Origin of the sequence: Steroidobacter agaridevorans (assembly GCF_009932555.1) — a bacterium.
In the GTDB taxonomy this organism is placed as follows: Bacteria; Pseudomonadota; Gammaproteobacteria; order Steroidobacterales; family Steroidobacteraceae; genus Steroidobacter; species Steroidobacter agaridevorans.
This window is the reverse complement of the sequence record NZ_BLJO01000001.1, coordinates 1,290,848-1,317,411: the sequence shown is the minus strand read 5'-3', so window position 1 is coordinate 1,317,411 and position 26,564 is coordinate 1,290,848. Positions and strand designations below refer to the sequence as shown.

Sequence of the window (26,564 nt, the reverse complement as noted above, 5' to 3'; positions counted from 1 at the left end):
AAGGCTTGTTAGGGGTGTCGCAGTTCGGTGCATCGGGGGGCGATTATAATGAGCGCCGTTCTTTGCTGGCCGTCTATTTACGTCTCACACCTTTTTGGAGCAGCGTTTGCGCGTGTCGTCACCTTCACACGATGGTTCTGCAGCACCCGACCTGCGGCTGCAACAGCTCGAGCAATGGCTCGCCGGCCTGTTCGGCGCGCGCGATTTCGTGGTGACAACGGCCTCCGCCGACGCCAGCTTCCGCCGCTATTTCCGTGTTTCGCGCCAGGGGCAGACCTGGATTGCCATGGATGCCCCGCCGGGCAAAGAGGACATGGGTCCTTACATCCGCGTCTCGGCCATGCTGGTGGACGTCGGGGTCAACGCACCGAAGGTCCTGCATCGGGACGATGCCAACGGCTTTCTGCTGAACACCGACCTCGGCTCGCGAACCTATCTTGCCGATCTGGACGCCGGCGCCGACGCCGAGCGGCTGTATCGCGACGCCATTGACGCATTGGTCGCTATTCAAGCGCGAGCCGGTCAACACGCCGCGCAGTTGCCGCCCTATGACGATGCGCTCCTGCGTCGTGAGATGGGGCTGTTTCCTGAATGGTTCTGCGGCAAGCATCTCGGCCTGCAGTTGAGCGAGGCCGAACTCGTGGGCATCGCCCGGACCTTCGACACGCTGGTCGCTGAGGTCCTGCAGCAGCCGCGAGTGTTCGTTCATCGCGACTATCACTCGCGCAATCTCATGGTCACCGATGGCGTGAGCCACGACAAAGGCGGGCACGGCGCGAACCCGGGCATTCTGGATTTCCAGGACGCAGTGCTGGGGCCGGTCACGTACGACCTGGTGTCACTGTTGCGCGACTCGTATGTGCAATGGCCGATTGAGCGCATCCATGCCTGGATCAAATATTTCCGGGACACCGCGCAGCGTAGCGGTGTCGACGTAGGCGCGAACCCCGCGCAGTTCCAGCGCTGGTTCGATCTGATGGGCCTGCAGCGCCAGCTGAAGGTGCTCGGCATCTTCGCGCGTCTGTATCACCGCGATGGCAAGTCGGGGTACTTGAAGGATCTGCCGCGCACGCTGAGTTATGTCCGCCAGGTGGTCAAGAACTACAGCGACCTGGAGTTCCTGGCAACGTTCATCGAACAGCGCATCGTCCCTGCGATGGCGAAGCTTTAGGACATCACCATGCGCGCGATGATTCTCGCGGCCGGACGTGGTGAGCGTATGCGTCCGCTCACGGACCGCACTCCCAAGCCGCTGCTGACCGTGGCTGGCAAGCCGATGATCCAATATCACATCGAGGCGCTGGCCGCGGCGGGGATGCGAGAGATCGTCATCAACCTGGCGTGGCTCGGGCAGCAGATCCGTGCGGCGATCGGCGACGGCTCGCAATTCGGCGTGCGCGTTCATTACAGCGACGAAGGCGACGCTGCTCTGGAAACCGGCGGCGGTGTGTTCCAAGCGTTGCCGTTCCTCGCTGGCCTGTCCGGCACGGACCCGTTCGTGGTCGTCAGCGGCGATGTGTGGACTGAGTATCCACTCGGCGACGTCGGGTCAAAGCTGTCGGACACCGACATCGCGCACTTCGTCGTCGTGCCCAATCCTGACTTTCACGCGCGCGGCGATTTCGGCTTGGCCGATGGCCGCCTCACCGACAGCGGCGAGCGTTACACGTACGCGAACATCGGCGTGATGCGTCCGGAGTTCTTCGCCGGCTGCCAGCCTGGAAAGTTTCCGCTCGCGCCGCTGATGTTCGACTGGATCCGCAAGGATCGGGTCAGTGGCGAGTTGTTTCGAGGCGTGTGGCACAACGTCGGCACACCCCAACAGCTGCAGCAGATCGATCGCGAGCGGTCCGCTTAGAGCTGCGTCCACATCCGCAGCAGATTGTGATAGTGCCCGGTGAGCGCGACGCTCTGGTCCGATTCGCCGAAGCGACCTCGGATCTCCTGAATCGTGGTGTCCAGCTGGAACAGCAGCTCGCGATGACGATCGTCGGGCACCATGCTCTGCGTCCAGAAGAACGAACAGGTGCGCTGTCCGCGAGTCACGGGATTGACCCGGTGCAGGCTGCCGGAGCGATACACGATCAAATCGCCCGCCGGCAATTTGATCTGCTGCTCGCCGTGCGTCCCCAGAATCGCCAGCTCGCCGCCGTCGTACTCGGACGGCTCGCTCAGAAACAACGTGGATGACAGATCGGTGCGCAGAAAATACGACGTGCCCGGAATGCCGCGCACCGCGCCGTCGATGTGCGCGCCGTAGTGCTCGCCGCCTTCGTATCGATTGAACAGCGGCGGCACCGTCCGCAACGGCAGCGCCGCCGAGAAGAACAGCGAATTGCGCGACAGCGCCGTCAGGATCATCTCACCCAGCCGGCGCGCCACCGGCGAGTTGTCGGCGAGCTGGCGATTGTTCTTCACCAGCGCGCCTTGCTCGCCGACCGTCGCCTTGCCGTCGATCCATTCCGCTGCGTCGAGGGCACGCCGGCATTCGTTCACTTGCTCGGTGCTGAGCAGCCTGGCGATGCGAAGAATCATGCGGCGTGCACTCGATGGCGTCCTAGAAGTCGACGCTGAAGCTCAGCAAGGCCGAGCGGGGCGCCCCGGGCGAGTAGCGCGAGCCGCCGTTGTTGAGGCTGGCCACGTACAACTCGTCGGCCAGATTGTAGCCGTTGAGCTGGACGGTGAGATGCTCGCCGATGACATAGGAGAGCATGGCGTCGACCACCCAATAGTCCGGCGCTTCCGGAGTGTTGGTCGTGCCCGTGATGTTGTTGCTGATCGAACGGAACACCGTGTCCACATAACGCACGCCGCCACCGATCGTCAGGCCGAACGGCAGCTGATAGGTCGTCCAGCTGGTGAACGTGAGCTCGGGCGACCAGTTGATCTGCGCGCCGTTCTGGGCCGCGGTGCCTTCGAGAACTTCCGTGTCGAGCTTGGCGACGCCCGCGCTGAGCTCCCACGCATCGGTCACGCGACCGACCACACCAAGCTCGATGCCTTGCACGCGCTTCTTGCCGAGCTGCTGAATCGCGGACGGATCGGTCGGATCGTTCTGCACCAGATCGTTCTCGTTCTCGCTGCGGAAGATCGCGCCGGTCACCGCGAATGCGCCGTCGTTCAAGTCCCACTTGGCGCCGAGCTCGACATTGCTCGACTTCTGCGGATCGACGTTGGGATTGTTGACCGCATTGTTACCGGTGGTCGCCGTGCTCAAGGTGAAGTTGTTGCCGCCGGGAGGCTGCTGAGAAGTGGCATACGACAGATAGACGCTGCCGTTCTCGCGTGGCTTGTACAGCACGCCCACCTTGTACGCGAACAACGTATCGGAGGACTCCAGATCGGTGGGCACGAGCGTGCCGACGGGCAACGTCGGATGAGTGGTCGCCGTCGACAGCGTCGCACTCTCGAATTGCGTCGTGTAGTCATCGAGGCGAATGCCGCCGGTGACTTCCCAGCGTTCCGCGAAGGAGATCGTATCGAACAGATACGCGCCGACAGTCGTCGTGTCGCCCTTGGTGTAGACACCGTTGCGCGCCAGGTCGCGGCCGGTGATCGGATCGCGCGGATTCGGGTTATAGAGATTCGCCAAATTCGCGTTCGCCGCCGAGCCGGCCGGCGCCATCGTGCCCTGACCGATGTAAGTCGGGTTGAACTGCTTCTCGTAAATGAATTCCAGGCCGCTGGTCAGCGAGTGTTCCAGTGCGCCGGTCTGGAACGTCGCCGTCAGATTGGTCTGGTTGGTGAGCACCGTGTTTTCCTGGAACTTGGCCTGGCGCGAGCGCGACACGGTCCAGGCATCGGGATCGGGGTCGGTGGCGGTGATCGCGTTTACGCCGGTGAGCAGATAGGACTGCTCGGACTTGCCATAGCGCGAGGTGTTGCGCAGACGCAGGTTGTCGTTGAAGTCGTGCTCGATACGCGCGGTGAACATCGTGCCTTCGACGTCATCGAAATCGCTGAGCGCGCCATAGAAGTTGTCGCGATCGACTTTGCCGGGCCGCAGGCCCGAGTTGGCGCCGCCGGGCGCGAACGCCGCGTTGAAGAAGCCGTCCAGGCCGATGGTCGGTATGCCGCCATCGGGGCGATTGTCCTGTTTCGTATGCAGCAGATAGAAATAAGCGCGCGTGTCGCTGTCGAGGCCGAGCGCGAGCGACGGGGCGATTGCCCAGCTGTTCCTTTCCACATGGTCGCGGCCATCGACGCCGCCGTGCTGAACCATGGCGTTCAGGCGGAGCGCGGCGCCGGCGCCTGCGAAGTATTGATTCAGGTCGCCGGTGATGCGGCTGTTGTCTGCCGTTCCATAGCTGACAGTACTGCGCGAGAAGTTGTCCGCCAGCGGCACCTTGGTCGCCAGGTTGATGTAACCGGACGCGGCTCCGCGGCCGTTATCGGGACCCGACGGACCCTTGGCGACTTCCACCTGTTCGGTGTTGAAGGTATCGCGCGAGATCGTGCCGAGGTCGCGGATGCCGTCGATGAAGATGCTGCCCTGGGTGTCGAAGCCGCGCATGAAAATGGAATCGCCGGTCGCGGTGTTGCCGTTCTCGCCCAGCAGGAACGTCACGCCCGGAGTGTTTCGCAGCGCCTGGCTGAGCGTGGTGCTCTGCTGCTGTTGAAGCACCTTGCCGCTTATGACAGCAATCGTCTGCGGCGTATCGAGCAGCGGCTGCGTGAACTTCGGCGAGCTCACTTCATCCACCTTGGCGGCTTCCTCGGTGCCTTCCACCGAGATCTTCCGCATCGACTGCGGCGGGTCCTCGGCCGCATGCAGGGCCGATGCCTGTAACACAGTGAAAATGGCGGCCGCGAGCGCGGAGCCGCGCGTGCCTGGAATCGAGTCGCGCATAGCCGGAGATCTCCCTTAACGAAAGGTCGTGATTTCTGGCTGGCGACAGCGACGCCCGAAGGCGTCGTGCAGGCGGGCTACATCGTTTTGTGGCGGCGACTTTAGGTGAGAAGGCTTCTCATTTGCAACCGAGGATCTACCAGGGCATCATCTCGTTGCTGTTCCCTTCGTCATGAAAGTTGTGAGCGCGACTGCCCGTGTTCGCTGAAGACCATTCGCAGCGCCTGTGCGTGGGCGCAACCATCGTCGCCGTGCATGCGGTCGGACTCTATTTGGCAGTCACATTCGCGCCTCGGATCCAGCAGGCTGTTGCGCAAGTGCCGCTGACCGCCACCTTCGTATCTCAGCCTGAACCCACACCACGGCGCGAGCTGCCGCAGGTGAGCGTGGTAACGCCGCAACCGATCGTGCGGATTCCCGAGCTGCCGCCGATCGAGATTCCGACCGATGCGCCGGCCGCTTCACGCGCGATCACTGTTCCTGTACAGGCGGCGGCGCCGCCCGCCACGCAAGCCGAGGACCGAAGCACACCGAAGCTGGTGTCGACGGTTGAATATGTCCGCGAGCCCGCGCCCCGATATCCAACTCAGTCACGGCGCTTGAGAGAACAGGGACTGGTGGTCCTGCGAGTGGTGATCGACGAGCGGGGCGCAGCGAGCAGTATCGAAATAGAAACGTCCAGCGGCCATGCGCGACTGGACGATGCCGCGCGCGAAGCTGTGTTACACGCGGCCTTCCGCCCCTACGTGGAGGACGGCGCGCCACGCCGGGCGCTGGTGCTGATCCCGATCGAATTCGCTTTAAATCGCGGCTCGGCGTAACTATTCGCCGTGCGCGCTGTCTGTATTTGCTGTCGTACCCAGCAATGTGACAGCGGCCCGCCCGTTCATTATTGGGTGGAACAATCGACTACGGTAATCGTTGCCCATGAGTCGATCGGCCTGCGGTCCGCTGACCGGACGTGTATGCACAGTAGTGCTGCAACGCCTTCGTAGCGAGCACGTCAATGGTGCGCAGGGGATTTGGGATCGCGTTTCTTATCAGCAAAGTTAGTTTACAAGTAGGTAGATTCTGTTTCGGAGTGCTTGCCTTCCTCGCAGAAACTTTATACCTTGCCCGCCGTTTCTGCGGTCTGTAGGACAACGCGTCAATACGGAATTTACGGACTTATTCCGGCCATCCCGGACGGGACGCGGGCGCGAAGGCCGGCAGAAACGGGGGTTGTATGCCGTATGAGCATACGCATCGAACGACCACTAACGGTTGCGCACTAACTATGCGGGGTTGAACCTTGAGCCCCGTATCTTATTTTTGTTGAGCTGCAAAGCATGCCCTACGCACCAGCCACGGACAGTTCGTTTTTCACCCGCCGCGGTCTCGTTCTCGCGATCATTATTGGATTGCATGTCGGGATGTTCTGGCTGCTGAACTCCGGTCTTTCCCATCAGATCATCGACGTCGTCCTGGGTCCCATCGAGACCCGCATGATCGAAGAGGCGCCGAAGCAGGAAGAGCCGCCGCCGCCGCCGCCGCCGAAGATCGAAACGCCGCCGCCGTTCGTGCCGCCGCCGGAGATCGACATCGCGATCACGCCGGACGCGCCGCCGACCAACGCGATCCAGCAGACCACCAACGTCAAGCCGACGGCGCCGCCGCCGCCGGTCGCGCAGCCGGCTCCGGTCGCGCGCACTGCGCCGAAATCGGACTCGCGTCGTCCGCTGACGCAGCCTGAATATCCACCTTCTTCGCGCCGTGCCGGCGAAGCGGGCACGGTCATCCTCGAGGTCTATGTGCTCGAGAACGGCCGCGTCGGCGAAGCCCGCGTGAAGCAATCGAGCGGCTTCCCCCGCCTGGACGAGGCGGCGGTGCGCGAAGTGAAACGGTCCTGGCGCCTGGTGCCGGGCACCGAGAATGGCAAACCGGTTCCGATGTGGGGGCAGTTCGCCGTCACATTCAAACTCACGGACTGAGGCGCGGGTAACGCGTGACGAAGGGCCTGTGGCGAACGGGCCCGGCAGACGGCAAGTAGAACTCCACCCAACTGACTCAAGGTCATTGATTTAATCGTAGAGGACATCGTTCCATGGCTCCGAACACCGAAAACGTCGAAAACCCCTTCGGCCTACAAGCACTCTGGGAGCAGGGTGGGGTCGTCGCGCACGGCACGCTGATCATCATGGTGATCCTGTCGTTGGCCTCCTGGTACATCATTCTCACCAAGGCCTGGGACCAGCGCCGCCTGTTCAAGCAGTACAAGGAAGTCGAGAAGGGCTTCTGGACTGCCGGCAACATCCGCGATGGCGCTGCCAAGCTCACGGGTAAGGACAACGCGTTCCGCATGATGGTGGAAGACGGCCTGCGCGCCGCCCAGCATCACGAAGGCCGCCTGACCGATCAGATCCCGCTGCACGAGTGGATCACCGCGTCGCTGTACCGCACGGTCGATTCCATCAGCAAGCGTCTGAACACCGGTCTGTCGGTGCTCGCCACTACCGGTTCGACGGCGCCCTTCGTCGGTCTGTTCGGCACGGTGTGGGGTATCTACAACGCGCTGATCCAGATCTCCCTCGCCGGCCAGGCCTCGCTCGACAAGACCGCCGGCCCGATCGGTGAAGCGCTGATCATGACCGCCATCGGTCTGTTCGTCGCCGTGCCGGCCGTGTGGGGTTACAACTGGCTGCTGGGCCGTAACAAGGACCTGATCGAGAAGCTGCGTTACTTCGCTTCCGACCTGCATGCTTACCTGGTGAGCGGCGCTCGCGTCGAAACCGGTCCGCTGCCGACCGCTGGCCGCGCTCCGGCTGCCGCCCCCGCCGCTGCGGTGACCCGCAAGTAATGTGAACGGCCCCGGCACCCGATCGATCGCATCGGGTCCGGGGCCTTTCCTAATCGGAGCACGTTGTAATGAGTTCATTTGAAGGCATGTTTGCTCCGCCTTCGTCGGATAACGACGAGAAGGCCATGTCGGAAATCAACACGACGCCGCTGGTGGACGTCATGTTGGTGCTGCTGATCGTGTTCATGATCACCATCCCGGTGATCACGCACACCGTGCCGGTCGAGTTGCCCAAGGTCCGCAACGAGGCCACCAAGACCGCGCCGGAAAACATCAATATCTCGGTGAACAAGGACGGCCAGATGTACTGGGGCCAGAGCCTGGTGCCCGACACCAATGCCTTGCTGGAGCGTCTGAAGACCGCTGCGGTGTTGAAGCCGCAACCCGAAGTGCACGTCCGTGCCGACCAGCAGACCCGCTACGAGCATGTGGGCCGGGTGATTCTGACCGCGCAGCGCGCCGGTATTCAGAAGGTCGGATTCATCACCGAGCCGGGCGCGAGTTCGCAGTAACTCCCGCGCTACTTAGAAGAGGTATTTGCCATGGCAATGAGTGTAGGCGGCGGCGGTGCAGACGAACCCATGATGGACATCAACACGACGCCGTTGATCGACGTCATGTTGGTGCTGCTGATCATGTTCATCATCACCCTGCCGGTGATGACGCACGCGGTGAAGCTGGATATGCCGCAGTCCAAGTCCAATCCACCGCCCACCGACGTGCAGATGGAGCCCATCCGCATCGACATCGATTGGGACGGCAGCGTGGTGTGGAACGGTTCGCTGGTGCAGCTGGATCAGCTGGAGGGCTACTTCCGGGTGGAAGCGGCCAAGAACCCGCAGCCCGAGCTGCACGTGCGTCCGGAGCGTCGTGCGAACTACGATACGGTGGCCAAGGTGCTGGCACTGGCCCAGCGCAGCGGCATGCAGCGCATCGGCTTCGTCGGCAACGAACAATTCATGGGCGAATAACTAATTATCGCCTTTGGGTTCAGTCCGGGTTCAGCCTGGATGGGCGATGCCGTCGGATAAGCTCTGTTTGAAAAGGCGGCGGGAGTCGAAACAATTCCCGCCGCCGACCGTTTGTAGTCAGCGACTCACACATTTCGGTAGCTTCATGGCCGTAGGGATGGCGGCCAGCGAATTTATGGCCGGAACCGAGGTCATAAAGACGAATGGTTGCGCAGCACCGTATCGAACGATTGAACGAATTGAGTGGCTGTGGGTCGATTCGCGCCCTTTGTTATAGATCGGGAAACCATATGACTCGAGTACGTAGTATTGCCGTCGCGATTTCTCTCGCCATGGGAGCTGTGGTTCCCGCGGTGACCTTGTTGGCTCCCGCGGCGCACGCCGCCGAGGAGAAGCAACAGAACAAGATCACCACCAAGGCCGTCGCCGTGCCGCTCAAGGCCGCCCAGGAGGCCATGCAGAAGAAGCAGTGGGACACGGCCCTTACTGAAATCAAGAAGGCCGCCGCGGTCGAGAAGAAGACCCCGTTCGAGGCCTACCAGATCGATGAATTCATGGGCTTCGTGCTGATCCAGCAGAAGAAGTTCGGCGAAGCCGCGCCGGTGTTCGAGCGCATGCTGAACTCCGGCCTGATGCCGGCCGACCAGGTCGACGACCGCACCAAGACCGTCGCCCAGCTGTACTTCCAGCAGAAGGACTACACCAAGGCCGCGCAGTGGTCCAAGAAGTGGCTGGAGAAGCACCCGAACACCGAAGACATGGGCATCCTGCTCGGTCAGTCGCAGTACCTGCTGAACGACTTCAAGGGCGCCGCGGAGACCATGCGGGGCGTGGTCAACAACGCCGAGAAGGCTGGCCGCAAGCCCGACGAGAACTGGATCCAGATCGTCATGAGCTCGTACTTCAAGATGCAGCCGCAGGACAAGGACGGCATCGGCGACGCGCTCAAGAAGATGGTCCGCTACTATCCGAAACCCGAATACTGGGAAAACCTGCTCGACATCTATCGCCGCAAAGAAGGCGGCGACCGCATCAGCCTCGGCTACTACCGCCTGATGAACGAAGTCGGCGTGCTGAAGGACAAGGGCGACTTCGTCGAAATGGCGCAGCTCGCGATCGACGCTGGCGTCCCCGGCGAAGCTCAGGCCATCGTGCAGAAGGGCATGGACTCGGGCGTGCTGAAGAGCGCCGACAAGACCGAGCAGGGCCGCTATGACCGTCTGCTGAAGAGCGCGACGGACCAGGCCAACCTGGATCGCAAGACGCTGACTCAGCAGCAGGCCGAAGCCGATAAGGCCGGCACCGGCCAGGTGCTGGTGGGCCTGGGTCAGGCCTACCTGAGCTACGGCGAGACCGACAAGGCGATCGCAGCGCTCGAGAAGGGCATTGCCAAGGGCGGCGTGACCGATGCCGACGAGGCGCAGCTCAGCCTCGGCATGGCGTACCTGAAGAAGGGCCAGAAGGAGCAGGCTCGCGAAGCCTTCAAGAAGGCCGGCAACAAGTTCAAGGACCTGGGCGAGCTGTGGGTCATCCGCACTCAGTCCGCCTGATCGAACGCTTGACGTAATGTCGCAAAAGCCCGGCTCCGGCCGGGCTTTTGCTTTTCGGCTAGAATTCGGGACGCGAGCCCCAATAGCGAGCCTGAAGTGAGCGAATTCAAAGGCATTCCCATCATCCGCAGCGGCGATAAGTACCGTACGCCGCAGGGCTTCAGCGCGATCAAGGACGGGATCAAAGCGTCGGCCCAGTCGGCCCCGGTAGAGTTTGGCCGCAAGCCCACCTGGCTGCGCGCGCCTATGCCCGCCGGCCGCGGCTTCGACTCGGTCAAGAGCACGGTGAAAGAACATCGGCTCGCGACCGTCTGCGAAGAAGCCAAGTGTCCGAACATCGGCGAGTGCTGGAATGCCGGTACCGCCACGATCATGCTCATGGGGGCCGTCTGCACGCGCGCCTGCCGCTTCTGCGCGGTGGACACCGGCAACCCTCATGGCTGGCTCGACGCCGAAGAGCCCGCCAACAGCGCCCGCACCGTGCAGCTGATGAAGCTCAAGTACGTCGTGCTCACCTCGGTGAATCGCGACGATCTGCCCGACGGCGGCGCCGCTCATTTCGCCGCGAGCGTGCGCGAGATCAAGCGTCTCAATCCGAACACCGCTGTCGAAGCACTGACACCGGATTTCCAGGGCGTCATGGCCGATGTCGAGACCGTGGTTGCCAGCGGCCTCGAAGTGTTCGCCCAGAACGTCGAGACCGTGCGCCGCCTCACCCATCCGGTGCGCGATCCGCGCGCCAGCTACGAACAAACATTGGCGGTGCTCGGCCACGCCAAACGTTTCCGTCCCGACGTGCTCACCAAGACCAGCCTGATGCTCGGCCTCGGCGAGACCGACGAAGAGATCGCCACTGCGATGGATGACATGCGCGCGGTCGGCGTCGACATTCTCACGCTCGGTCAGTATTTGCGTCCGACCCCGAATCATCTCGCCATCGAGCGCTGGGTGACGCCCGCCGAGTTCGAGAAATATCGCGAGTGGGCGCTGGCGAAAGGCTTCCTCGAATGCGTGTCCGGTCCGCTGGTGCGCTCGAGCTATCGCGCCGAGCGCGCGCTGGAAAGAAACAACGCGGGATTGAAGCCGGCCGTCGGCAGTTCGTAATGGCCCCCGAGCTGCGTTGGCTCGGGCGCGTCGAGTACGAGCCTACCTGGCGGGCGATGCAAACGTTCACCAGCGAGCGCGACGCCGCCACTCCCGACCAGATCTGGTTTCTCGAACATCCTCCCGTGTTCACGCTCGGCATGAATGCTGCGCCCGAGCATCTGCTCGCGCCCGGCGATATTCCCGTGGTGCAGATCGATCGCGGCGGACAGGTGACGTACCACGGGCCGGGACAGCTCGTGGTCTATCCGTTGCTCGATGTGAGAAGAGCCGGGCTCGGCGTGCGTCAATTGGTGATGGCATTGGAGAGCGCCATCATCGATCTGCTCGCATCGTGGAACATCGAGGCGGTCGCGAAACGCGAAGCACCGGGCGTGTATGTAAACGGACGTAAAGTTGCCAGCATCGGGCTGCGGATCCGCCGTGGCAGCAGCTATCATGGCCTCGCGTTCAATGTTGCGATGGATCTCCAGCCATTCCAGCGCATCAATCCCTGCGGCTATCGCGGCCTGGAAGTCACCGATCTGCGCTCGCTGGGCGTGAACGCAAGTGTGCAGGAAGTTGCGGATGCATTATCGCCGCGGCTGCTTGCATCGTTGCGGCTGACGCAGGATGTCAGCTGATGCTTCATCGCCGGGGATTCACATGCGCGCAGTCGTTCTCAGCAGCTACGGTCCGCCTCCCGATCTTTCCGTAAAAGACATTGCCGCGCCGGCGTTGAAGCCGGGCTACGTCCGCATACGCGTACACGCGGTGGGCTTCGGCTTTCCCGATGCGTTGATGGTTGCGGGCAAATATCAAGTGAAGCCCGAGGCGCCGTACACACCGGGCAACGAAGTGGCCGGTGTGATCACTGAAGTCGCCGCCGACGTCACAGATTTCAAACCCGGTGCGCGCGTGCTGGCGATGGCCGGGCAGGGCGGGCTCGCTGAAGAATGCGTTGCTCCCGCTCATGCGCTGATCCCGCTGCCTGGATCGATGAGCATGGCCGCCGCTGCGGGCTTTCTCGTCAACTACGGCACGACGTATCACGCACTCGTGCAGCGAGCAAACATTCAGCCGGGAGAAACATTGCTCGTGTTGGGTGCTGCCGGTGGCGTTGGCTTGACCGCGATCGAGATCGGCAAAGCGCTCGGTGCGCGAGTGCTCGCTGCTGCAAGCACCCAGGAGAAATTGGAGCTGGCGAAGCGCCACGGCGCGGACGCCGTGTTCAATTACACGCAGGACACGATCAAGGCGAAGGTGATGGAGTTCACCGGCGACCGCGGCATCGACGTCGCATACGACCCGGTCGGCGCGGACTTCGCCGAGCAAGTCGTCCGCTCGATGGCGTGGAACGGTCGCTATCTCGTCATCGGCTTCGCTGGCGGCAAGATTCCCGCGATTCCGCTGAATCTGGCGTTGCTGAAGGGATGCTCGCTCGTCGGCGTATTCTGGGGCGCGCACACGCGCAAAGAGCCGACGGTCCATGCTGCAAATTTAAAAGCGCTCTTCGATCTGTTCGAGAGCGGCAAGATCAAGCCGCACGTGACCGAGCTCGAGGGGCTGGAGCGCTTCACCGAAGCGCTCGATGTTTTGAATACGCGCCGCTCGACGGGGAAGGTCGTTATTCGGGTCGCTGCGGAAGATTGAGGGCGTCGGTGATGGCGCCGAAACGTTAGAGCACGACCATCACGCGCTCGTGCGCGGTGAGCTCCCGATACAACTCATCCAACTGAGCCTTGCTCTGCGCCGTGAACGTGCAGGTGAGGCTCAGGTAGCTGCCGCTGCTGCTCGGTCGCTCTTCGATGTTGGACGCCTCGATGGGGCCGGCGTGCTTCTGCACGATGCCGAGCACGATGCTGCGGAAGTCGTCCGTCTTGCGGCCCATGACTTTCAGGGGAAAGTCGCAGGGAAACTCGAACAGGGTGTCTTTGCTGGTATCGGTCATGGGGCTCGATATGCGGCCAGAACGACGCTAAGTCAAGCCGCAATTCACCGGTCAGGGCGTGTAGGCCGGTGTGCTGGCCAGCTGCTGACGGAGCTGGGCGAAGGCATCGGCCATGCGGTGCCACGCTGGGCCCGGGCGCCCCGTGCCGATGGGCGCACCGTCGATGCGCGTCACGGGCAGCACATCTCGGGTCGCGGCGGAGATCCAGACTTCGTCGGCGGCGCGCAGTTCGTCGATCGAGACACTGCGAATTTCCACCGGCATGACATTGGTCGCGAGCGACAACGCGGCGTCACGGGTCGTGCCGGGCAGAATGCTGTGACTGTTCGGCGGGGTGGCGAGCACACCGTTCTTGATGACGAACACGCTGGTCGACGAGCCTTCCATGACGTGACCGTTGCGCACGATGATCGCCTCGTTGACGCCGGCATCGGCGGCTTGCTGCTTCATCAGCACGTTGGCGAGCAGCGCGGTGCTCTTGATGTCACAGCGACTCCAGCGGAAGTCTTCCACCGTGATCGCCGATAAACCTGCAGCGCGCTGCGCATCGGTGAACACGGGCAGGGGCGAAGCCATAGCGAACACAGTCGGCTTCACCACCGCCGGGAAAGCGTGATTGCGGCCGTATTCCATGCCGCGACTCACTTGCACGTAGACGTAACAATTGCCACCACCATTGCGCGCGATCAACTGCTCGAGGATGTCGCGCCACTGCTCGTGCGTATGCGGATTCTCGAGGCGGATCTCGCGCAGGCTGCGGGCCAGGCGGTCGAAGTGCTCGCGGAACAGGAACATCCGCCCGCCGAAGACCGGCAGCACTTCATACACGCTGTCGCCGAACAGAAAACCCCGGTCGAGCGGCGAGATTCGAGCATCGCGCAGGGCTACATACTCGCCATTGAGGTAGCACTGCGGCAGCGGCTCGGGCATGGCGCGATCACTTCATCCAGAGCTTCACATCGTCGGTGAGACGACCGAAGAAGCCGGCCTCGGGCACTTCCGCGGTCGGATGCAACGGATAGGTGCCGATGACCTTGTCGCCCAGCGTAATGCGCAACTGACCGGCAGCCTTGCCCGGCGACAGCGGCGCGAACAGCGGATCCGGCACGTCGGCGCTCGCGCTCAGCATATTTTCCTGGCCGCGCGGGATCGTGGTGTAGATGTCCTCGACGACGCTGAGCGGCACTTCGCCCGCTTCGCCCTTCCAGACCTTCACGGTCATCACCGGAGCCTTGTTCGGATACAGCTGGCGCGTTTGATAGAAGTTGAAGCCGTAGTTGAGCAGCGCGGAGCTGGCGTCTTCGCGAGCGCGCACCGATGGCGAGCCCATGACGACGGACACCAGGCGCATGCCATCGCGGCGAGCGGAGGAGACGAGGCAGTAGCCGGCCGACTCGGTGTGACCGGTCTTCAAGCCGTCGACGGTCGGGTCGCGATCCAGCAGGCCATTGCGATTCGGCTGCGTGATCTTGTTCCAGGTGAACTGGCGCTGCGAGTAAAACTTGTAGTACTCGGGATAGTCCTTGATCAGTGCACGCGACAGCAGCGCGATGTCGTGAGCCGTGGTGTAGTGCTCCGGATGCGGCATGCCGGGGCTGTTCTGGAAGCGCGTGCTGACCATGCCGATCTGCTGGGCGTATTGATTCATCAGATCGACGAACACCGGCTCGCTGCCGGCGACGAATTCGGCGAGCGCCACGGTGGCGTCGTTGCCCGACTGCACGATCATGCCCTGGATCAGATTCTCCACGCTCACCTGCGTGCCCACGTCCACGAACATGCGCGAGCCGTCCTGAGAGCGCGCGTGCGGGCTGATCGTCACCATGTCCGTCATCTTGATGCGGCCGTCCTTGAGCGCATGAAACACCGCGTAAGCCGACATCAGCTTGGTGAGGCTGGCGGGCTCGAGGCGCTCGTTATCGTTGGTGGCGGCGAGCGTCTGGCCGCTGACGTAGTCCAGCAGGATATAACCTTTGGCCTGCACCTGCGGCGGCGCCGGAATGGGCGGCGGCTTGATGCCGGCGGGAGCGGCGCTCGCGGCCACATCGGGCAGCGGCGCCGCGAGAGTGCGCTCGGCCGCCGACTCCTCGGAATCTGAACACGCGACCAGGGCCAGCGCCAGAACTGACGCTGCGGTGAATTTCAGCAGAGAGGCGGGCTTGCTTGCAGGCATGGCGAAGTTCACGAGAATGACGAGGCGGGGCGGATTCTACCGATCACGTCCCTGAGAAAGTAGGCAAATTGTGGCAATCGCGTGCTTCCGGGAGGAAACACGCGGATGAATTAGTTGGCGGCGAGCCGTGCGTCGGGGAAGCCCAGCATGCGCAGCCGCTTCACCACTTTATCGAATTCGTTGACGCTGGGAATGGGGCCGACTCGCACGCGATAGAGCGTCTTTCCCTCCACCTGATCCTCGCGCACGAAGGCGTTGTCGACGCCTTTGGAACGCAGCTGTCCGAGCAGCTTGGAGGCGTTCGCTTCGGCGCCGAACGCGCCAGCCTGTACATACAAGTCGGACGTGGCGGGCGGCGCCGGCGGCGGCGAGGCCTTTTGCATCGGCGTGAGCGCGCGCACTTCGACGAACGTCGTGCCGGCCTTGATCATGTCGAGCTTGGCCGCGGCCGTGTAAGAAAGATCGATGATGCGGCCTTCCTTGAACGGGCCGCGATCGTTCAGGCGCACGACGACGTGCTTGCCGTTGCTCAGATTTGTGACTTGTACATACGCCGGCAGCGGCAGCGTCTTGTGCGCGCCGGTCATGGCGTACATGTCGTAGCGCTCGCCATTGGAGGTGCTGGCCGCATGGAAGCCGGGGCCGTACCAGGACGCAACGCCTCGCTCCAGATAGCCCTCGGCGCTGTTGAGCACGTAGTAGCGCTTGCCGAGCACCGTGTAGAACGGCGGATTGCCGCGAGCCGATTTGGGCTCGGCGCGAGGCACGGGATCGGGAATGTTTTCTATCTCCGCCGGGATGGGCGAGGGCGGCGGGAACGGCGGATGCTTGGGCGGCTGAATCACGGACGGCGCCGAACAGCCGGCGACGACCAGAGCCAATGCGAGAGAAAACCAGTTCGACGTTGCGGATCGCCAGGTCCGCGTCCTCATCTCTCGGTATCCCTCATGTAGTTCTGAATGGCCTCGCCCAAATCGTGTACCGCCATGGCATACATCGGACTGCGGTTATACCGCGTGATGGCGTAGAAGTTGTTGAAACCGACCCGATACAGCGGACCGTCCTTGCCCTGGCCGACGACCAGCATGGCAGGCGTATCCGGCGGCAGCTCGGTTTCGAACTTCACGCCCTTGTCGCGTAATGATTGCACGGTCTCGTTCAAAGCCAACTTGATGTCGAATCGCGACAGGTCGTGATCGTCCAGGGTCGCATCGACCGCCACGGGCTGGCCGTTCAGCCAGCCGTTCTGGACCAGGTAATTCGCGATCGAGCCGATCACGTCGTCCCAGCTGTGCCACAGGTCGCGATGGCCGTCGCCATCGCCGTCCACCGCCCATTTGCGGTAGCTGGAGGAGATGAACTGCGCCGCGCCCATGGCGCCCGCGTACGAGCCCAGGACGCTCGCCGGATCGACTTTCTCTTCGCGCGACAACAGCAGGAATTCCTGCAGCTCGCCCAGGAAGAATTCACCACGCGGCGGGTAATCGAAGCCCAGCGTCACCAGCGCATCGAGCACTTTGTAGCGGCCGGTGATGCGACCGAACGAAGTTTCCACGCCGAGGATGCCGACCACGACGTCGGCGAGCTGCGGATCGGGGATCTGCTTGAGCTTTTCGCCGTGGCCGAGCCAGAAATCCGCGCCTTGGTTGATGCGCTTCTCGGTGAGGAAGCGCTCACGATATTCCCACCACGGCACGACGCGCTCGGCGGGCCTGCTGATCGCATCCAGGATGGGCTGTTTGGTCTCGGCGCTCTTCAGCAGCGCCTCGAGCTTGGCCTTCTCGAAGCCGTGCTCCTGCGACATGGTGTCGATGAAGGAGCGGACTTCGGGGCGCTTGATGTCGAAGGCCTGCGCAGGCACTGCGACAGCGGACAGGAGCAACGGTGTCAGGGATAGCAGATTCAATCTCAACGACTCACCAGTTTCCGCTTCGCGCACAGAGACATGAGAATACCGAAACCGGCCATGAGGGTCACCATTGCAGTTCCGCCGTAGCTGACGAAGGGCAGCGGCACGCCCACCACCGGCAGCAGGCCGGTGACCATGCCGGTATTGACGAAAACATACACGCAGAAGGTCAGCGCCAGGCTGCCCGAGGCGAGACGCGAGAACGTGTCATGCGCGGTCGCGGACAGATACAGCGCCCGGCCGATGACGAACATGAACAGCAGAATCACGGTCACCAGGCCGATCAGGCCCCATTCCTCGCCGACCACGGCGAAGATGAAGTCGGTGGAGCGCTCCGGCAGGAATTCCAGCTGCGCCTGGCTGCCGTTGAGATAGCCCTTGCCGAACACGCCGCCCGAGCCGATCGCGATCTGCGACTGGATGATGTGATAGCCCGAGCCGAGCGGATCGCTTTGCGGATCGAGGAAGGTGAGCACACGTTGCTTTTGATAGTCGTGCAGCAGGAAGTGCCACGCCACCACGGCCACCGGCACGAGCAGGCCGATTACCGAAAGGATGTATCGAAATTGCAGGCCAGCCATCAGCACCACCATGCCGCCGCCAGCGGCCACCAGCAGCGACGTGCCGAGGTCCGGTTGCTCGGCGATCAGCAATGTCGGGATGCCGATCCCGAGCGCCAGCACGAGCAGCGACGTGAGACTGGGCGGCAGCGGCCGCTCGTGGAGAAACCATGCGCACGCCAAGGGCACCGCGAGCTTCATGAGCTCCGACGGCTGGAAACGTACGAATCCCAGATCGAGCCAGCGCTGCGCGCCCATGGCGATGTCGCCGGTGAACATCACCAGCAACAGCATGATCAAGCCGATGACGTAGGCGACCGGCGCGGTGTTACGAATGATCCGCGGCGGCACTTGAGCGAGCATGATCATCGCGATCAAACCCAGGGCGAAACGCATCAACTGCGCTTCGAGCATGTCGAGGCTGCTGCCCGAGGCGCTGAACAGCACGATGCTGCCGACCGCGCCGACCATGCACAGCGCGATGAACAACGGGCCGTCGAGATGCAGCGCCAGCAGCAGCTGCGCCGTGCCGGTCAGTGTGCGCTGAGTGCGCGAGCTGTCGATCGCGTCCAGGCTCATTCGGTTTCTCCGGGGCGCGGCGCAGGCGGGGGCGGCGGCGCCGGCTTGCGCTTCGCGTCCTGCTCCGCCAGCTGTTCGGGCGTCAGCAAATAGGTATCGAGAATGCGGCGGGCGATCGGAGCGGCGAAGCCCGAGCCGCCGGCCGGCGCGTTTTCGACGACGACCGCGACCGCGATGCGCGGCGCGTCGGCAGGGGCGAATGCAATGAACAAGGCGTGGTCGCGCAAATGCTCCGCGAGTTCGCCGGGCTTGCGCATCTTTTCGTTGGCAGCGACCGTGAACACCTGCGCCGTGCCGCTCTTGCCCGCGATCTTGTAGAGCGCATTGGCGGTCGCGCCACGAGCAGTACCGTAAGGAGCATTCGCCACGTCATACATGCCCCCGATCGCAACATCCCACGCGGCGGGATCGTCGACGTGCGGCGAGGGCAGCGGTGACGGCTTCAGCTCGGTGACTTTCCCTGTCGTCACATTGCGTACCGCGCGCACCAGTCTGGGTTTGAAGCGTTGACCGCGACCGGCGATCGTGGCGGTGGCATGCGCGAGCTGCAGCGGCGTCGCGTTCATGTAGCCCTGGCCAATGCCGATACTGATCGTATCGCCGGGGAACCACATCTGCGCTTCCTTGCGACGGAACGCTTTCTTTTTCCATGCCGTGGAGGGCAGCAAACCGATCTTCTCGCCAGGAATGTCGATGCCGGTGATGGCGCCCATGCCGAACTGCGCGAGGTAATCGTGGATCCGATCCACGCCCATCTGGTTGGCGATGTCGTAGAAGTACACGTCGCAGGACGTGGCGATGGCCTTACGCATGTCGACGTGGCCGTGGCCACCCGCTTTCCAGTCGCGCCACGGTCTGCTGACGCCGGGCATGCGATAAGCGCCGCGACAGAAAACGCTCTCGGCAGGCGTGACGACGCCGTATTCGAGCGCAGCCATCGCCATCATCGGCTTGACCGTCGAGCCGGGCGGATACACACCGCGAATCACGCGGTCATACATGGGCCGGTTGGGATCTTCGGTCAGCGCCAGATACTCCGGACGCGTCAGGCCGCGAGCGAACAAATTCGGATCGAACGCCGGCGTGCTGACGAACGCGATGATGTCGCCGTTCGCCGGATCGATCGCCACCGCCGAGGCGCGCTGGCCGCGCAGCGCTTCTTCGGCCGCCTGCTGGACGCGCATATCGATCGTCAGGAACAGGTCGTTGCCGGCGACCGGCTCCTTGCGCTCGAGGTTGGCGGCTTCGTTGCCGATGCGCTCGACGCTGCGGCCCTGTGCATTCACCAGCAACTGCTGGAAGCCCGCGCGGCCATGCAGCTGGTCTTCGTACGCGTATTCGACGCCGTTCTTGCCGGTCAGCGTGGTGCCGGCATAGTCGTCCATGTTCAGACGTTTCTTGTCGTCTTCGCTGATCGCGCCGACATAGCCGATCGCGTGCACGCTGCTTTCGGCAAGCGGGTAATAACGAGTCAGGCGCGGGCGAATCTCGACGCCCGGAAACTGATGGCGACGGGCCGCGAAGCGCGCCACCTCGACTTCGCTGAGCTGCAGCTTGATGGGCACGGCGTCGAAACTGCGCCGGCCGCGCAGGTCGCGCTTGATGGTAGGAATGTCGTCCTTTTCGATCAGCCCGATCTCGGCGATGCCGTTCAGGGTGGCGTCGATGTCGTCGACCTGCTCCTTGGTCAATTCCAATTGATAGGAAGGCGCGTTGGTCGCGAGCGGCAGACCGTTGCGATCGAGGATCAGGCCGCGGTTCGGCGGGATCGGCTCGATGCGGATCCGGTTGCCTTGCGACAGGTCGGCGAAGTAGTCGTACTTGACGACCTGCAGCCACACCAGGCGCGAGATCACCAGGCCCATGGCGATCACCATGAGCACGGCCGCGACGATCGCCCGCTGCTCGAACAGCTGGCTTTCGGCGTGATGATCTTTGATGCGGACGGAGCGAGCCATTCGCTAACTCGAGGCGGACATTAGCGGTTCCGCCGGTTCCAGGTATCCAGACCGGCGACCAGGATGGGCCACAGAATCGCGCCGCTGATGACCGGCAGCCAGCGCATCCAGGTGGTGACCGCCTGGCCGATGATGCCATCCAGCCACCACAAGATGAACTGATACAGGAACAGAAATGCAAACACGGTGAGCGTCTGCTGGGAGAGCGGAAAGATACGGATACGCAGCTGAAACTTGTGCGTAAAGTAGGCTACTACAAGGAACGCCAGCGCGTGCTGCCCGAGGATGATGCCTTTGAGCACGTCGATGGCCAGCCCGCAGAACCAGGCGAACAGCAGGCCGGCGATGCGTGGCGCGCTCAGCGACCAGTAAATCACCAGCAACAACAGCAGGTCGGGCCGGGCCGCGTCGATCGGCTCGGGCAAGGGCAGCACTGCGAAAATAATCGCGAGAATCACCGTGAAGGTGACGCGCGCGCGACTGATACGACCGTCACTCACGATGGCTCGTCCGTGCCCTGGCTACAGAGAAGGGCATCATTAATCCTGGGGCGGTTGTGACTGCGGCAGCGGCTGAGTTCCCGGCGGCGGCGTCTCGGCCGCCTCTCGAGGGGCGGCGGACGGAGTCGCGGGCGCAGGCGTCGCACTCGATGTTTCGGCCGCGGGCTTGGATTCTGTAGCCGCCGGCTTGGCGGGCTTCGCGGCCGGTGCTTCCACCTGGGACGGCGGGTCCGCCCACAGCAGCAGCACCTCGCGATCGCGATCGAGCTGGGCCAGCGGCTTGGCCTCCACCAGCGCGAACGTATCGGCCGGATTGCGCTCCACCTTGCTCACTGTCGCGACCGGATAGCCGGCCGGAAAGATGCCATCGAGGCCGGAGGACACCAGCAGGTCGCCGGTCTTCACATCCGATTCCACGGTCAGGTACGGCAGGCTGAGCTTGCCCAGATCGCCGGCGCCGACCGCGATCGAGCGGATGCCATTGCGGTTCACCTGAACCGGAATGGCGTGCCCGGAGTCGCTGATCAGAATGATCGTGGAGGAGTATTTGTCCACCTGAACGACCTGGCCGACGATGCCGAACGCGTCCAGCACCGGCTGATTCTTGAACACGCCGTCGTCGCTGCCCTTGTTGATTCGCACGCGGTGCCGGAACGGATCGACATCGACCCGCATGATCTCCGCGATCATGGTGCGCCCGCCGACGCCGGCCGACGCTTCGCGCACGGCCCGCAGCCGGACATTCTCTTCACGCAAGGAATCGAACTGCAGCAGCTTGACCCGGGCTTCGCGCAGCTGTTCAGAAAGCTCGGCGTTCTCGGTTCGCAGCCGGGTGCGGTCGGCGAAACTGCCGGTCAGCCACTCCCAGGCCTGGCCGGGCGTCTGCACGACGGCATAAACCGGCGCGGCCGCGGCTCCCAGCCACTGGCGCACGGTGTCCAGATAGTTGCTGCGCTGGTCGAGCATCATGATGCCGACCGACACCAGCCCAAGAAAAAACAAGCCGGCGCCGAGCGGCGGGCCTCGGCCAATGATGTTCCGGCTGTCGGAGCTGAGGGTCACCATGAAAGTGGAGTGACTGGTGACAAGTGTATATGAATAGGAATTCGCGGATTCCGTACGGGCCGTTTCGGGTTGGGGCGACTATTCCAGATTGAATAGCGCCGGGCCGTGCTCGTCGATCAGCTCCAGCATGCGGCCGCCGCCGCGGGCCACGCAGGTGAGCGGGTCTTCGGAGACCACGACCGGCAGGCCGGTTTCTTCCATCAGCAGCTTGTCGATATCGCGCAGCAGGGCGCCGCCGCCGGTGAGCACGATGCCGCGTTCGGCCACGTCCGCGCCCAGCTCGGGCGGCGTCTGTTCGAGCGCGACCTTGACCGCGCCGACGATGCCGGCCAGCGGTTCCTGCAACGCTTCGAGGATTTCGTTCGAATTGAGCGTGAAGCTGCGCGGCACGCCTTCGGAAAGGTTGCGGCCCTTCACGGAAATCTCGTTGACCTGCTGGCCAGGATAGGCCGAGCCGATCTCGATCTTGATCTTTTCGGCGGTGGCCTCACCGATCAGGATGCCGTAGTTACGGCGCACGTAATTGATGATGGCGTCGTCGAAGCGGTCGCCGCCGATGCGTACCGACGATGCGTACACGATGCCGTTGAGCGAGATCACAGCGACTTCGGAAGTGCCGCCGCCGATGTCGAGCACCATCGAGCCGCGCGCTTCGTGCACCGGCAGACCGGCGCCGACCGCGGCAGCCATCGGCTCTTCGATCAGTCGCACCCAGCGGGCGCCGGCGCCTTCGGCCGATTCCTGAATCGCGCGACGTTCCACTTGCGTCGAGCCGTACGGCACGCAGATCAGCACGCGCGGGCTGGGACGCATCAGACGATTGCCGTGCACCTTCTCGATGAAGTACTGCAGCATCTTCTCGGTGACGGTGAAGTCGGCGATCACGCCGTCCTTCATCGGACGGATCGCGGTGATGTGGCCGGGCGTGCGGCCCAGCATGTTCTTCGCTTCCTGGCCGACCGCCTCGATCTTCTTGCCGGCGCGGCCCGGCTCTTCACGGATCGCGACCACCGAAGGCTCGTTCAGCACGATGCCCTTGCCGCGGACGTAAATGAGCGTGTTCGCCGTCCCCAGATCGATCGACAGGTCGTTGGAGAAATACCCGCGGAGGTTTTTAAACATGGTTGTTGTGCGTCGAGCGTACGGGTCGAGGCGCGAAGGAAGGGGGCAAAAAAGTTGCGGTACTCTAGCAACGGGTTTCACATAGCACAAGCTTTCAGGTGTATGATTAGCCCGCATTTTTCCAGGGATTTTTGCGGTCTTTTTTGCTCCTCATTACTCCACCGCCTGAGAGCGCGGCGGGTGTGCGGTCTCACTGCCTGCAAATTCTCATCTGACTTTCCAGCGGAAATATTCGGTTTATGAGTCTTACCGATCACGATGTGAAAAACATCGCACACCTGGCGCGCCTCGCGCTCACCGAGGAGCAGGTGCCGGTGTACGTGGACAGCCTGTCGAAGATCTTCGACTTCGTCGCACAGCTCAACGCCGCCGACACTGCGTCGGTCGAGCCGATGGCGCACCCGCTCGCCGACCAGGTGCAGCGGATGCGGCCGGATGAGGTGCTGGACAGCGACCAGCACGGCAAATATCAGCGCAACGCCCCGCGCGTCGAAGCGGATCTGTATCTCGTGCCCAAAGTGATCGAGTAAGCCATGACGGAATTGCATCACCTGACGTTGGCCGAGCTGAACGAGGGGCTGCGTGCGCGCCGCTTTTCCAGTGTCGAGCTCGCCAAGCATTTTTTAGCGCGAATCGAGCGCTTGAACCCGACGCTGAACGCGTTGATCACGGTAACTGCGGAGCAGGCGCTGGCCGCGGCGCAACGGGCCGACGAGCTGCTGGCCTCGGGCGAGGCGGGCGCATTGGCCGGCGTGCCGCTGATTCACAAAGATATCTTCTGCACCGACGGTGTATTGACCACTTGCGGCTCGCGCATGCTGGCCAACTTCGTCGCGCCCTACGACGCGACCATCGTCGAGAAGCTGTCGCAATCTGGCGTCGTCATGCTCGGCAAGGCGAACATGGACGAGTTCGCGATGGGCTCGTCGAACGAGACCAGCTACTACGGCCCCGTGAAAAATCCCTGGGACCTGAAAAAGGTGCCGGGCGGTTCTTCGGGCGGCTCGGCCGCGGCGGTTGCGGCTCGACTTGCGCCAGTGGCCACGGCCACCGACACGGGCGGCTCGATCCGTCAGCCCGCGGCGCTCACCGGTTTGACCGGCTTGAAGCCCACGTATGGACGCGTATCCCGCTACGGGATGATCGCATTCGCCTCCAGCCTCGATCAGGCCGGCACTCTGACCTATACCGCGAAGGATGCGGCGCTGGTTCTGCGTGACATGGCGGGCTTCGATCCGCGCGACTCGACCAGCGTCGACACGCCGGTGCCCGACTACGTCGCGGCCCTCGATCAGCCGCTGAAGGGATTGAAGATCGGCCTGCTCAAAGAGTTCTTCGAAGGCGGCCTGGAAGAATCGACGGCCAAGCTGATCCGCGAAGCGTTGCAGGTATATGAACGGCTCGGTGCGCAGCTCATCGAAGTGAGCCTGCCGAACCTGCCGCTGTCCGTGCCTACCTATTATGTGGTCGCGCCGGCGGAGTGCTCGTCGAACCTGTCGCGCTTCGATGGCGTGCGTTTCGGTTATCGCTGCGAGAACCCGAAGGATCTGGTGGATCTTTACAAGCGCTCGCGCGGCGAAGGCTTCGGCGCCGAGGTCAAGCGTCGCATCATGACCGGCACCTATGTGCTCTCGGCCGGCTATTACGACGCGTATTACCTGCGCGCGCAGAAGGTTCGCCGCTTGATCACCGACGATTTCGCACGTGCCTTCCAGCAAGTGGACGTGTTGATGGGCCCCACCTCGCCGACGCCGGCGTTCGACATCGGCGCCAAGGTCGACGATCCCATCACCATGTACTTGAACGACATCTACACCATCGGCGCCAATCTCGCGGGCCTGCCGGCCCTGTCGATTCCGTGCGGCTCCGTCGGCGGTCTGCCGGTCGGATTGCAGATCATCGGTCCGCACTTCGCCGAGGCCAAATTGCTCAACGTCGCGCACGGCTATCAGAACGAGACGCTGTGGCACAGAGACATTCCTAAAGGTTACGAATGATGAGCTGGGAAACCGTCATCGGTTTGGAAATCCACGCGCAGCTGGCAACGCGCAGCAAGATCTTTTCCAGTGCCGCCACCGCCTATGGCGCCGCGCCGAACGCCCAAGCGAACCTGGTCGATCTGGGCTATCCCGGCGTGCTGCCGGTGTTGAACCGCGAAGCGGTGCGCATGGCCGTGAAGTTCGGTCTGGCGATCGGCGCGCAAATTTCGCCGCGATCCGTCTTCGCGCGCAAAAATTATTTCTATCCCGACCTGCCGAAGGGCTACCAGATCAGCCAGTACGAGAAGCCGGTGGTCGAGAAGGGAACGATGCAGATCCTGCTCGAGGACGGCACCATCAAAGTCGTCGGCATCACGCGCGCGCATCTCGAAGAGGATGCGGGCAAGTCGCTGCACGAGGACTTCCATGGCGCCTCGGGCATCGACTTGAACCGCGCCGGCACGCCGCTGCTGGAAATCGTCTCCGAGCCCGACATGCGCTCGGCGAAAGAAGCGGTCGCGTACTTGAAGAAAATTCATACGCTGGTGCGCTACCTGGAGATCTGCGACGGCAACATGCAGGAAGGCTCGTTCCGCTGTGACGCCAACGTCTCGGTGCGCCCGGTCGGCCAGGAGAAGTTCGGCACGCGTTGCGAGATCAAGAACCTGAACTCGTTCCGTTACATCGAGAAGGCGATCAACTACGAAGTCGCGCGCCAGATCGAAGAGATCGAGGCCGGCCGCAAGATCAAACAGGAAACGCGCCTGTTCGATCCCGACAAGGGCGAGACGCGCTCGCTGCGCTCCAAGGAAGAGGCCAACGACTATCGTTACTTCCCGGATCCGGACCTGTTGCCCGTCGTCATCGAGAAGGACTTCATCGAGAGTGTGCGCGGGACGCTGCCGGAGCTGCCGGATCAGAAAGCGGCTCGCTATATCGAGAAGTTCGGCTTGTCCGCGTACGACGCGGGCGTGCTCACCGCAAGCCGCGAGATGGGCGACTACTACGAAGGCGTGCTCGCCGCGTTGAAGTCGAAGAATCTCGAAGGCAACGAGAAGCTCGCTGCGAACTGGACGATGGGCGAGCTGTCGGCTGCGCTCAACAAGGACGGTGTCGAAGTTACAGAGTCGAAGATCGACGCGTCGCGGCTCGCGGGCCTGCTGGCTCGCATCGCCGACGAGACGATCTCCGGCAAGATCGCCAAGGAAGTGTTCGAGTCGATGTGGGCGGAAGGCAAAGATGCCGACGCCATCATCGAGGCCAAGGGCCTGAAGCAAATCACTGACACGGGCGCCATCGAAAAGACCATCGACGAGGTCATGGCGGCCAATCCGAAGCAGCTCGCGGACTATCGGTCGGGCAAGGACAAGCTGTTCGGCTTCTTTGTCGGTCAGGTGATGAAGGTCACCGGCGGCAAGGCCAACCCGGCGCAGGTCAACGATCTATTGAAAAAGAAGTTGGCGGGCTAATGTAACGGCG

General features: G+C 63.0%; 26 protein-coding genes. 14 read left to right on the top strand and 12 right to left on the bottom strand.

Annotated elements, in window-relative coordinates; all coding sequences use genetic code 11:
• Window positions 1-112: 112 nt before the first annotated feature.
• On the top strand, window positions 113-1,171 hold the full coding sequence (locus GYH35_RS05485; RefSeq protein WP_202624092.1) for an aminoglycoside phosphotransferase family protein: 1,059 nt from the start codon (window positions 113-115) through the stop codon (window positions 1,169-1,171).
• 9 nt (window positions 1,172-1,180) lie between these two features.
• Window positions 1,181-1,858 carry an N-acetylmuramate alpha-1-phosphate uridylyltransferase MurU gene (gene murU / locus GYH35_RS05480; protein WP_161827850.1) on the top strand — a complete coding sequence of 226 codons (678 nt, stop codon included), beginning with the start codon at window positions 1,181-1,183 and terminating at the stop codon, window positions 1,856-1,858.
• On the opposite strand, the gene GYH35_RS05475 is transcribed toward murU, so the two are convergent.
• Both GYH35_RS05475 and GYH35_RS05470 read right to left on the bottom strand, forming a co-directional pair.
• Window positions 1,855-2,535 (bottom strand): Fe2+-dependent dioxygenase, encoded by a 681-nt coding sequence (locus GYH35_RS05475; protein WP_161827849.1) that lies wholly within the window; start codon window positions 2,533-2,535, stop codon window positions 1,855-1,857. The two genes, murU and GYH35_RS05475, sit on opposite strands and share 4 nt — an antisense overlap.
• A 22-nt stretch (window positions 2,536-2,557) precedes the next feature.
• Window positions 2,558-4,849: a catecholate siderophore receptor Fiu gene (locus GYH35_RS05470; protein WP_161827848.1), complete on the bottom strand. Its 2,292-nt coding sequence runs from the start codon at window positions 4,847-4,849 to the stop codon at window positions 2,558-2,560.
• 197 nt (window positions 4,850-5,046) lie between these two features.
• Here GYH35_RS05470 and GYH35_RS05465 point away from each other — a divergent pair, with 197 nt between their 5' ends.
• The 9 genes from GYH35_RS05465 (at window position 5,047) to GYH35_RS05425 (ending at window position 12,942) form a co-directional block, all read left to right on the top strand.
• A complete protein-coding gene (locus GYH35_RS05465) occupies window positions 5,047-5,670 on the top strand; it encodes an energy transducer TonB (RefSeq protein ID WP_161827847.1) in 624 nt (207 codons plus the stop codon).
• A gap of 507 nt (window positions 5,671-6,177) precedes the next feature.
• A complete protein-coding gene (locus GYH35_RS05460) occupies window positions 6,178-6,819 on the top strand; it encodes an energy transducer TonB (protein ID WP_161814672.1) in 642 nt (213 codons plus the stop codon).
• 113 nt (window positions 6,820-6,932) lie between these two features.
• Window positions 6,933-7,685 (top strand): MotA/TolQ/ExbB proton channel family protein, encoded by a 753-nt coding sequence (locus GYH35_RS05455; protein WP_129644974.1) that lies wholly within the window; start codon window positions 6,933-6,935, stop codon window positions 7,683-7,685.
• 68 nt (window positions 7,686-7,753) lie between these two features.
• A complete protein-coding gene (locus tag GYH35_RS05450; protein ID WP_235936701.1) occupies window positions 7,754-8,197 on the top strand; it encodes an ExbD/TolR family protein in 444 nt (147 codons plus the stop codon).
• A gap of 30 nt (window positions 8,198-8,227) precedes the next feature.
• A complete protein-coding gene (locus GYH35_RS05445) occupies window positions 8,228-8,656 on the top strand; it encodes an ExbD/TolR family protein (RefSeq protein ID WP_129644975.1) in 429 nt (142 codons plus the stop codon).
• 290 nt (window positions 8,657-8,946) lie between these two features.
• Window positions 8,947-10,206 carry a tetratricopeptide repeat protein gene (locus GYH35_RS05440; RefSeq protein WP_161814671.1) on the top strand — a complete coding sequence of 420 codons (1,260 nt, stop codon included), beginning with the start codon at window positions 8,947-8,949 and terminating at the stop codon, window positions 10,204-10,206.
• A gap of 96 nt (window positions 10,207-10,302) precedes the next feature.
• Window positions 10,303-11,310, top strand: coding sequence for a lipoyl synthase (gene lipA / locus GYH35_RS05435; protein WP_161814670.1), 1,008 nt, complete (start codon window positions 10,303-10,305; stop codon window positions 11,308-11,310).
• Entirely contained in the window at window positions 11,310-11,933 is a 624-nt protein-coding gene (lipB, locus tag GYH35_RS05430; RefSeq protein ID WP_161814669.1) for a lipoyl(octanoyl) transferase LipB, read from the top strand. Before lipA ends, lipB begins: the two co-directional genes overlap by 1 nt.
• Window positions 11,934-11,955: 22 nt before the next feature.
• Complete coding sequence (locus tag GYH35_RS05425; protein ID WP_161827846.1) at window positions 11,956-12,942, top strand: NADPH:quinone oxidoreductase family protein; 987 nt, start codon at window positions 11,956-11,958, stop codon at window positions 12,940-12,942.
• 25 nt (window positions 12,943-12,967) lie between these two features.
• Here GYH35_RS05425 and GYH35_RS05420 read toward each other — a convergent pair whose 3' ends face one another.
• The 10 genes from GYH35_RS05420 to GYH35_RS05375 form a co-directional block, all read right to left on the bottom strand.
• A complete protein-coding gene (locus tag GYH35_RS05420; protein WP_161814667.1) occupies window positions 12,968-13,240 on the bottom strand; it encodes an HP0495 family protein in 273 nt (90 codons plus the stop codon).
• Between the two features lie 51 nt (window positions 13,241-13,291).
• The gene (locus tag GYH35_RS05415; RefSeq protein ID WP_161827845.1) at window positions 13,292-14,170 is read right to left on the bottom strand and encodes a D-amino acid aminotransferase; all 879 of its coding nucleotides are present in this window, start codon (window positions 14,168-14,170) and stop codon (window positions 13,292-13,294) included.
• A gap of 7 nt (window positions 14,171-14,177) precedes the next feature.
• Window positions 14,178-15,413 (bottom strand): D-alanyl-D-alanine carboxypeptidase family protein, encoded by a 1,236-nt coding sequence (locus GYH35_RS05410; protein WP_161814665.1) that lies wholly within the window; start codon window positions 15,411-15,413, stop codon window positions 14,178-14,180.
• A 110-nt stretch (window positions 15,414-15,523) separates the two neighbouring features.
• A complete protein-coding gene (locus GYH35_RS05405; RefSeq protein ID WP_161814664.1) occupies window positions 15,524-16,345 on the bottom strand; it encodes a septal ring lytic transglycosylase RlpA family protein in 822 nt (273 codons plus the stop codon).
• On the bottom strand, window positions 16,342-17,319 hold the full coding sequence (gene mltB, locus GYH35_RS05400; RefSeq protein ID WP_202624091.1) for a lytic murein transglycosylase B: 978 nt from the start codon (window positions 17,317-17,319) through the stop codon (window positions 16,342-16,344). Before mltB ends, GYH35_RS05405 begins: the two co-directional genes overlap by 4 nt.
• 2 nt (window positions 17,320-17,321) lie before the next feature.
• Entirely contained in the window at window positions 17,322-18,461 is a 1,140-nt protein-coding gene (gene rodA / locus GYH35_RS05395) for a rod shape-determining protein RodA (protein ID WP_161814663.1), read from the bottom strand.
• Entirely contained in the window at window positions 18,458-20,419 is a 1,962-nt protein-coding gene (gene mrdA, locus GYH35_RS05390; protein ID WP_161827844.1) for a penicillin-binding protein 2, read from the bottom strand. Before mrdA ends, rodA begins: the two co-directional genes overlap by 4 nt.
• A 20-nt stretch (window positions 20,420-20,439) precedes the next feature.
• Complete coding sequence (gene mreD / locus GYH35_RS05385) at window positions 20,440-20,919, bottom strand: rod shape-determining protein MreD (RefSeq protein WP_161814661.1); 480 nt, start codon at window positions 20,917-20,919, stop codon at window positions 20,440-20,442.
• Between the two features lie 39 nt (window positions 20,920-20,958).
• Window positions 20,959-21,984, bottom strand: a complete 1,026-nt coding sequence (gene mreC, locus GYH35_RS05380; RefSeq protein WP_161827843.1) for a rod shape-determining protein MreC — start codon at window positions 21,982-21,984, stop codon at window positions 20,959-20,961.
• A gap of 78 nt (window positions 21,985-22,062) precedes the next feature.
• On the bottom strand, window positions 22,063-23,106 hold the full coding sequence (locus tag GYH35_RS05375; RefSeq protein WP_116812772.1) for a rod shape-determining protein: 1,044 nt from the start codon (window positions 23,104-23,106) through the stop codon (window positions 22,063-22,065).
• A gap of 239 nt (window positions 23,107-23,345) precedes the next feature.
• Here GYH35_RS05375 and gatC point away from each other — a divergent pair, with 239 nt between their 5' ends.
• Genes gatC through gatB form a run of 3 tightly spaced genes read left to right on the top strand, consistent with a single transcriptional unit; the run spans window position 23,346 to window position 26,554 of the window.
• Window positions 23,346-23,636: an Asp-tRNA(Asn)/Glu-tRNA(Gln) amidotransferase subunit GatC gene (gatC, locus tag GYH35_RS05370; RefSeq protein WP_161827842.1), complete on the top strand. Its 291-nt coding sequence runs from the start codon at window positions 23,346-23,348 to the stop codon at window positions 23,634-23,636.
• Between the two features lie 12 nt (window positions 23,637-23,648).
• Entirely contained in the window at window positions 23,649-25,103 is a 1,455-nt protein-coding gene (gatA, locus tag GYH35_RS05365; protein ID WP_161814853.1) for an Asp-tRNA(Asn)/Glu-tRNA(Gln) amidotransferase subunit GatA, read from the top strand.
• Entirely contained in the window at window positions 25,103-26,554 is a 1,452-nt protein-coding gene (gene gatB, locus GYH35_RS05360; RefSeq protein ID WP_161814658.1) for an Asp-tRNA(Asn)/Glu-tRNA(Gln) amidotransferase subunit GatB, read from the top strand. The genes gatA and gatB overlap by 1 nt, the downstream gene beginning before the upstream one ends.
• The last annotated feature ends 10 nt before the right edge of the window (window positions 26,555-26,564 follow it).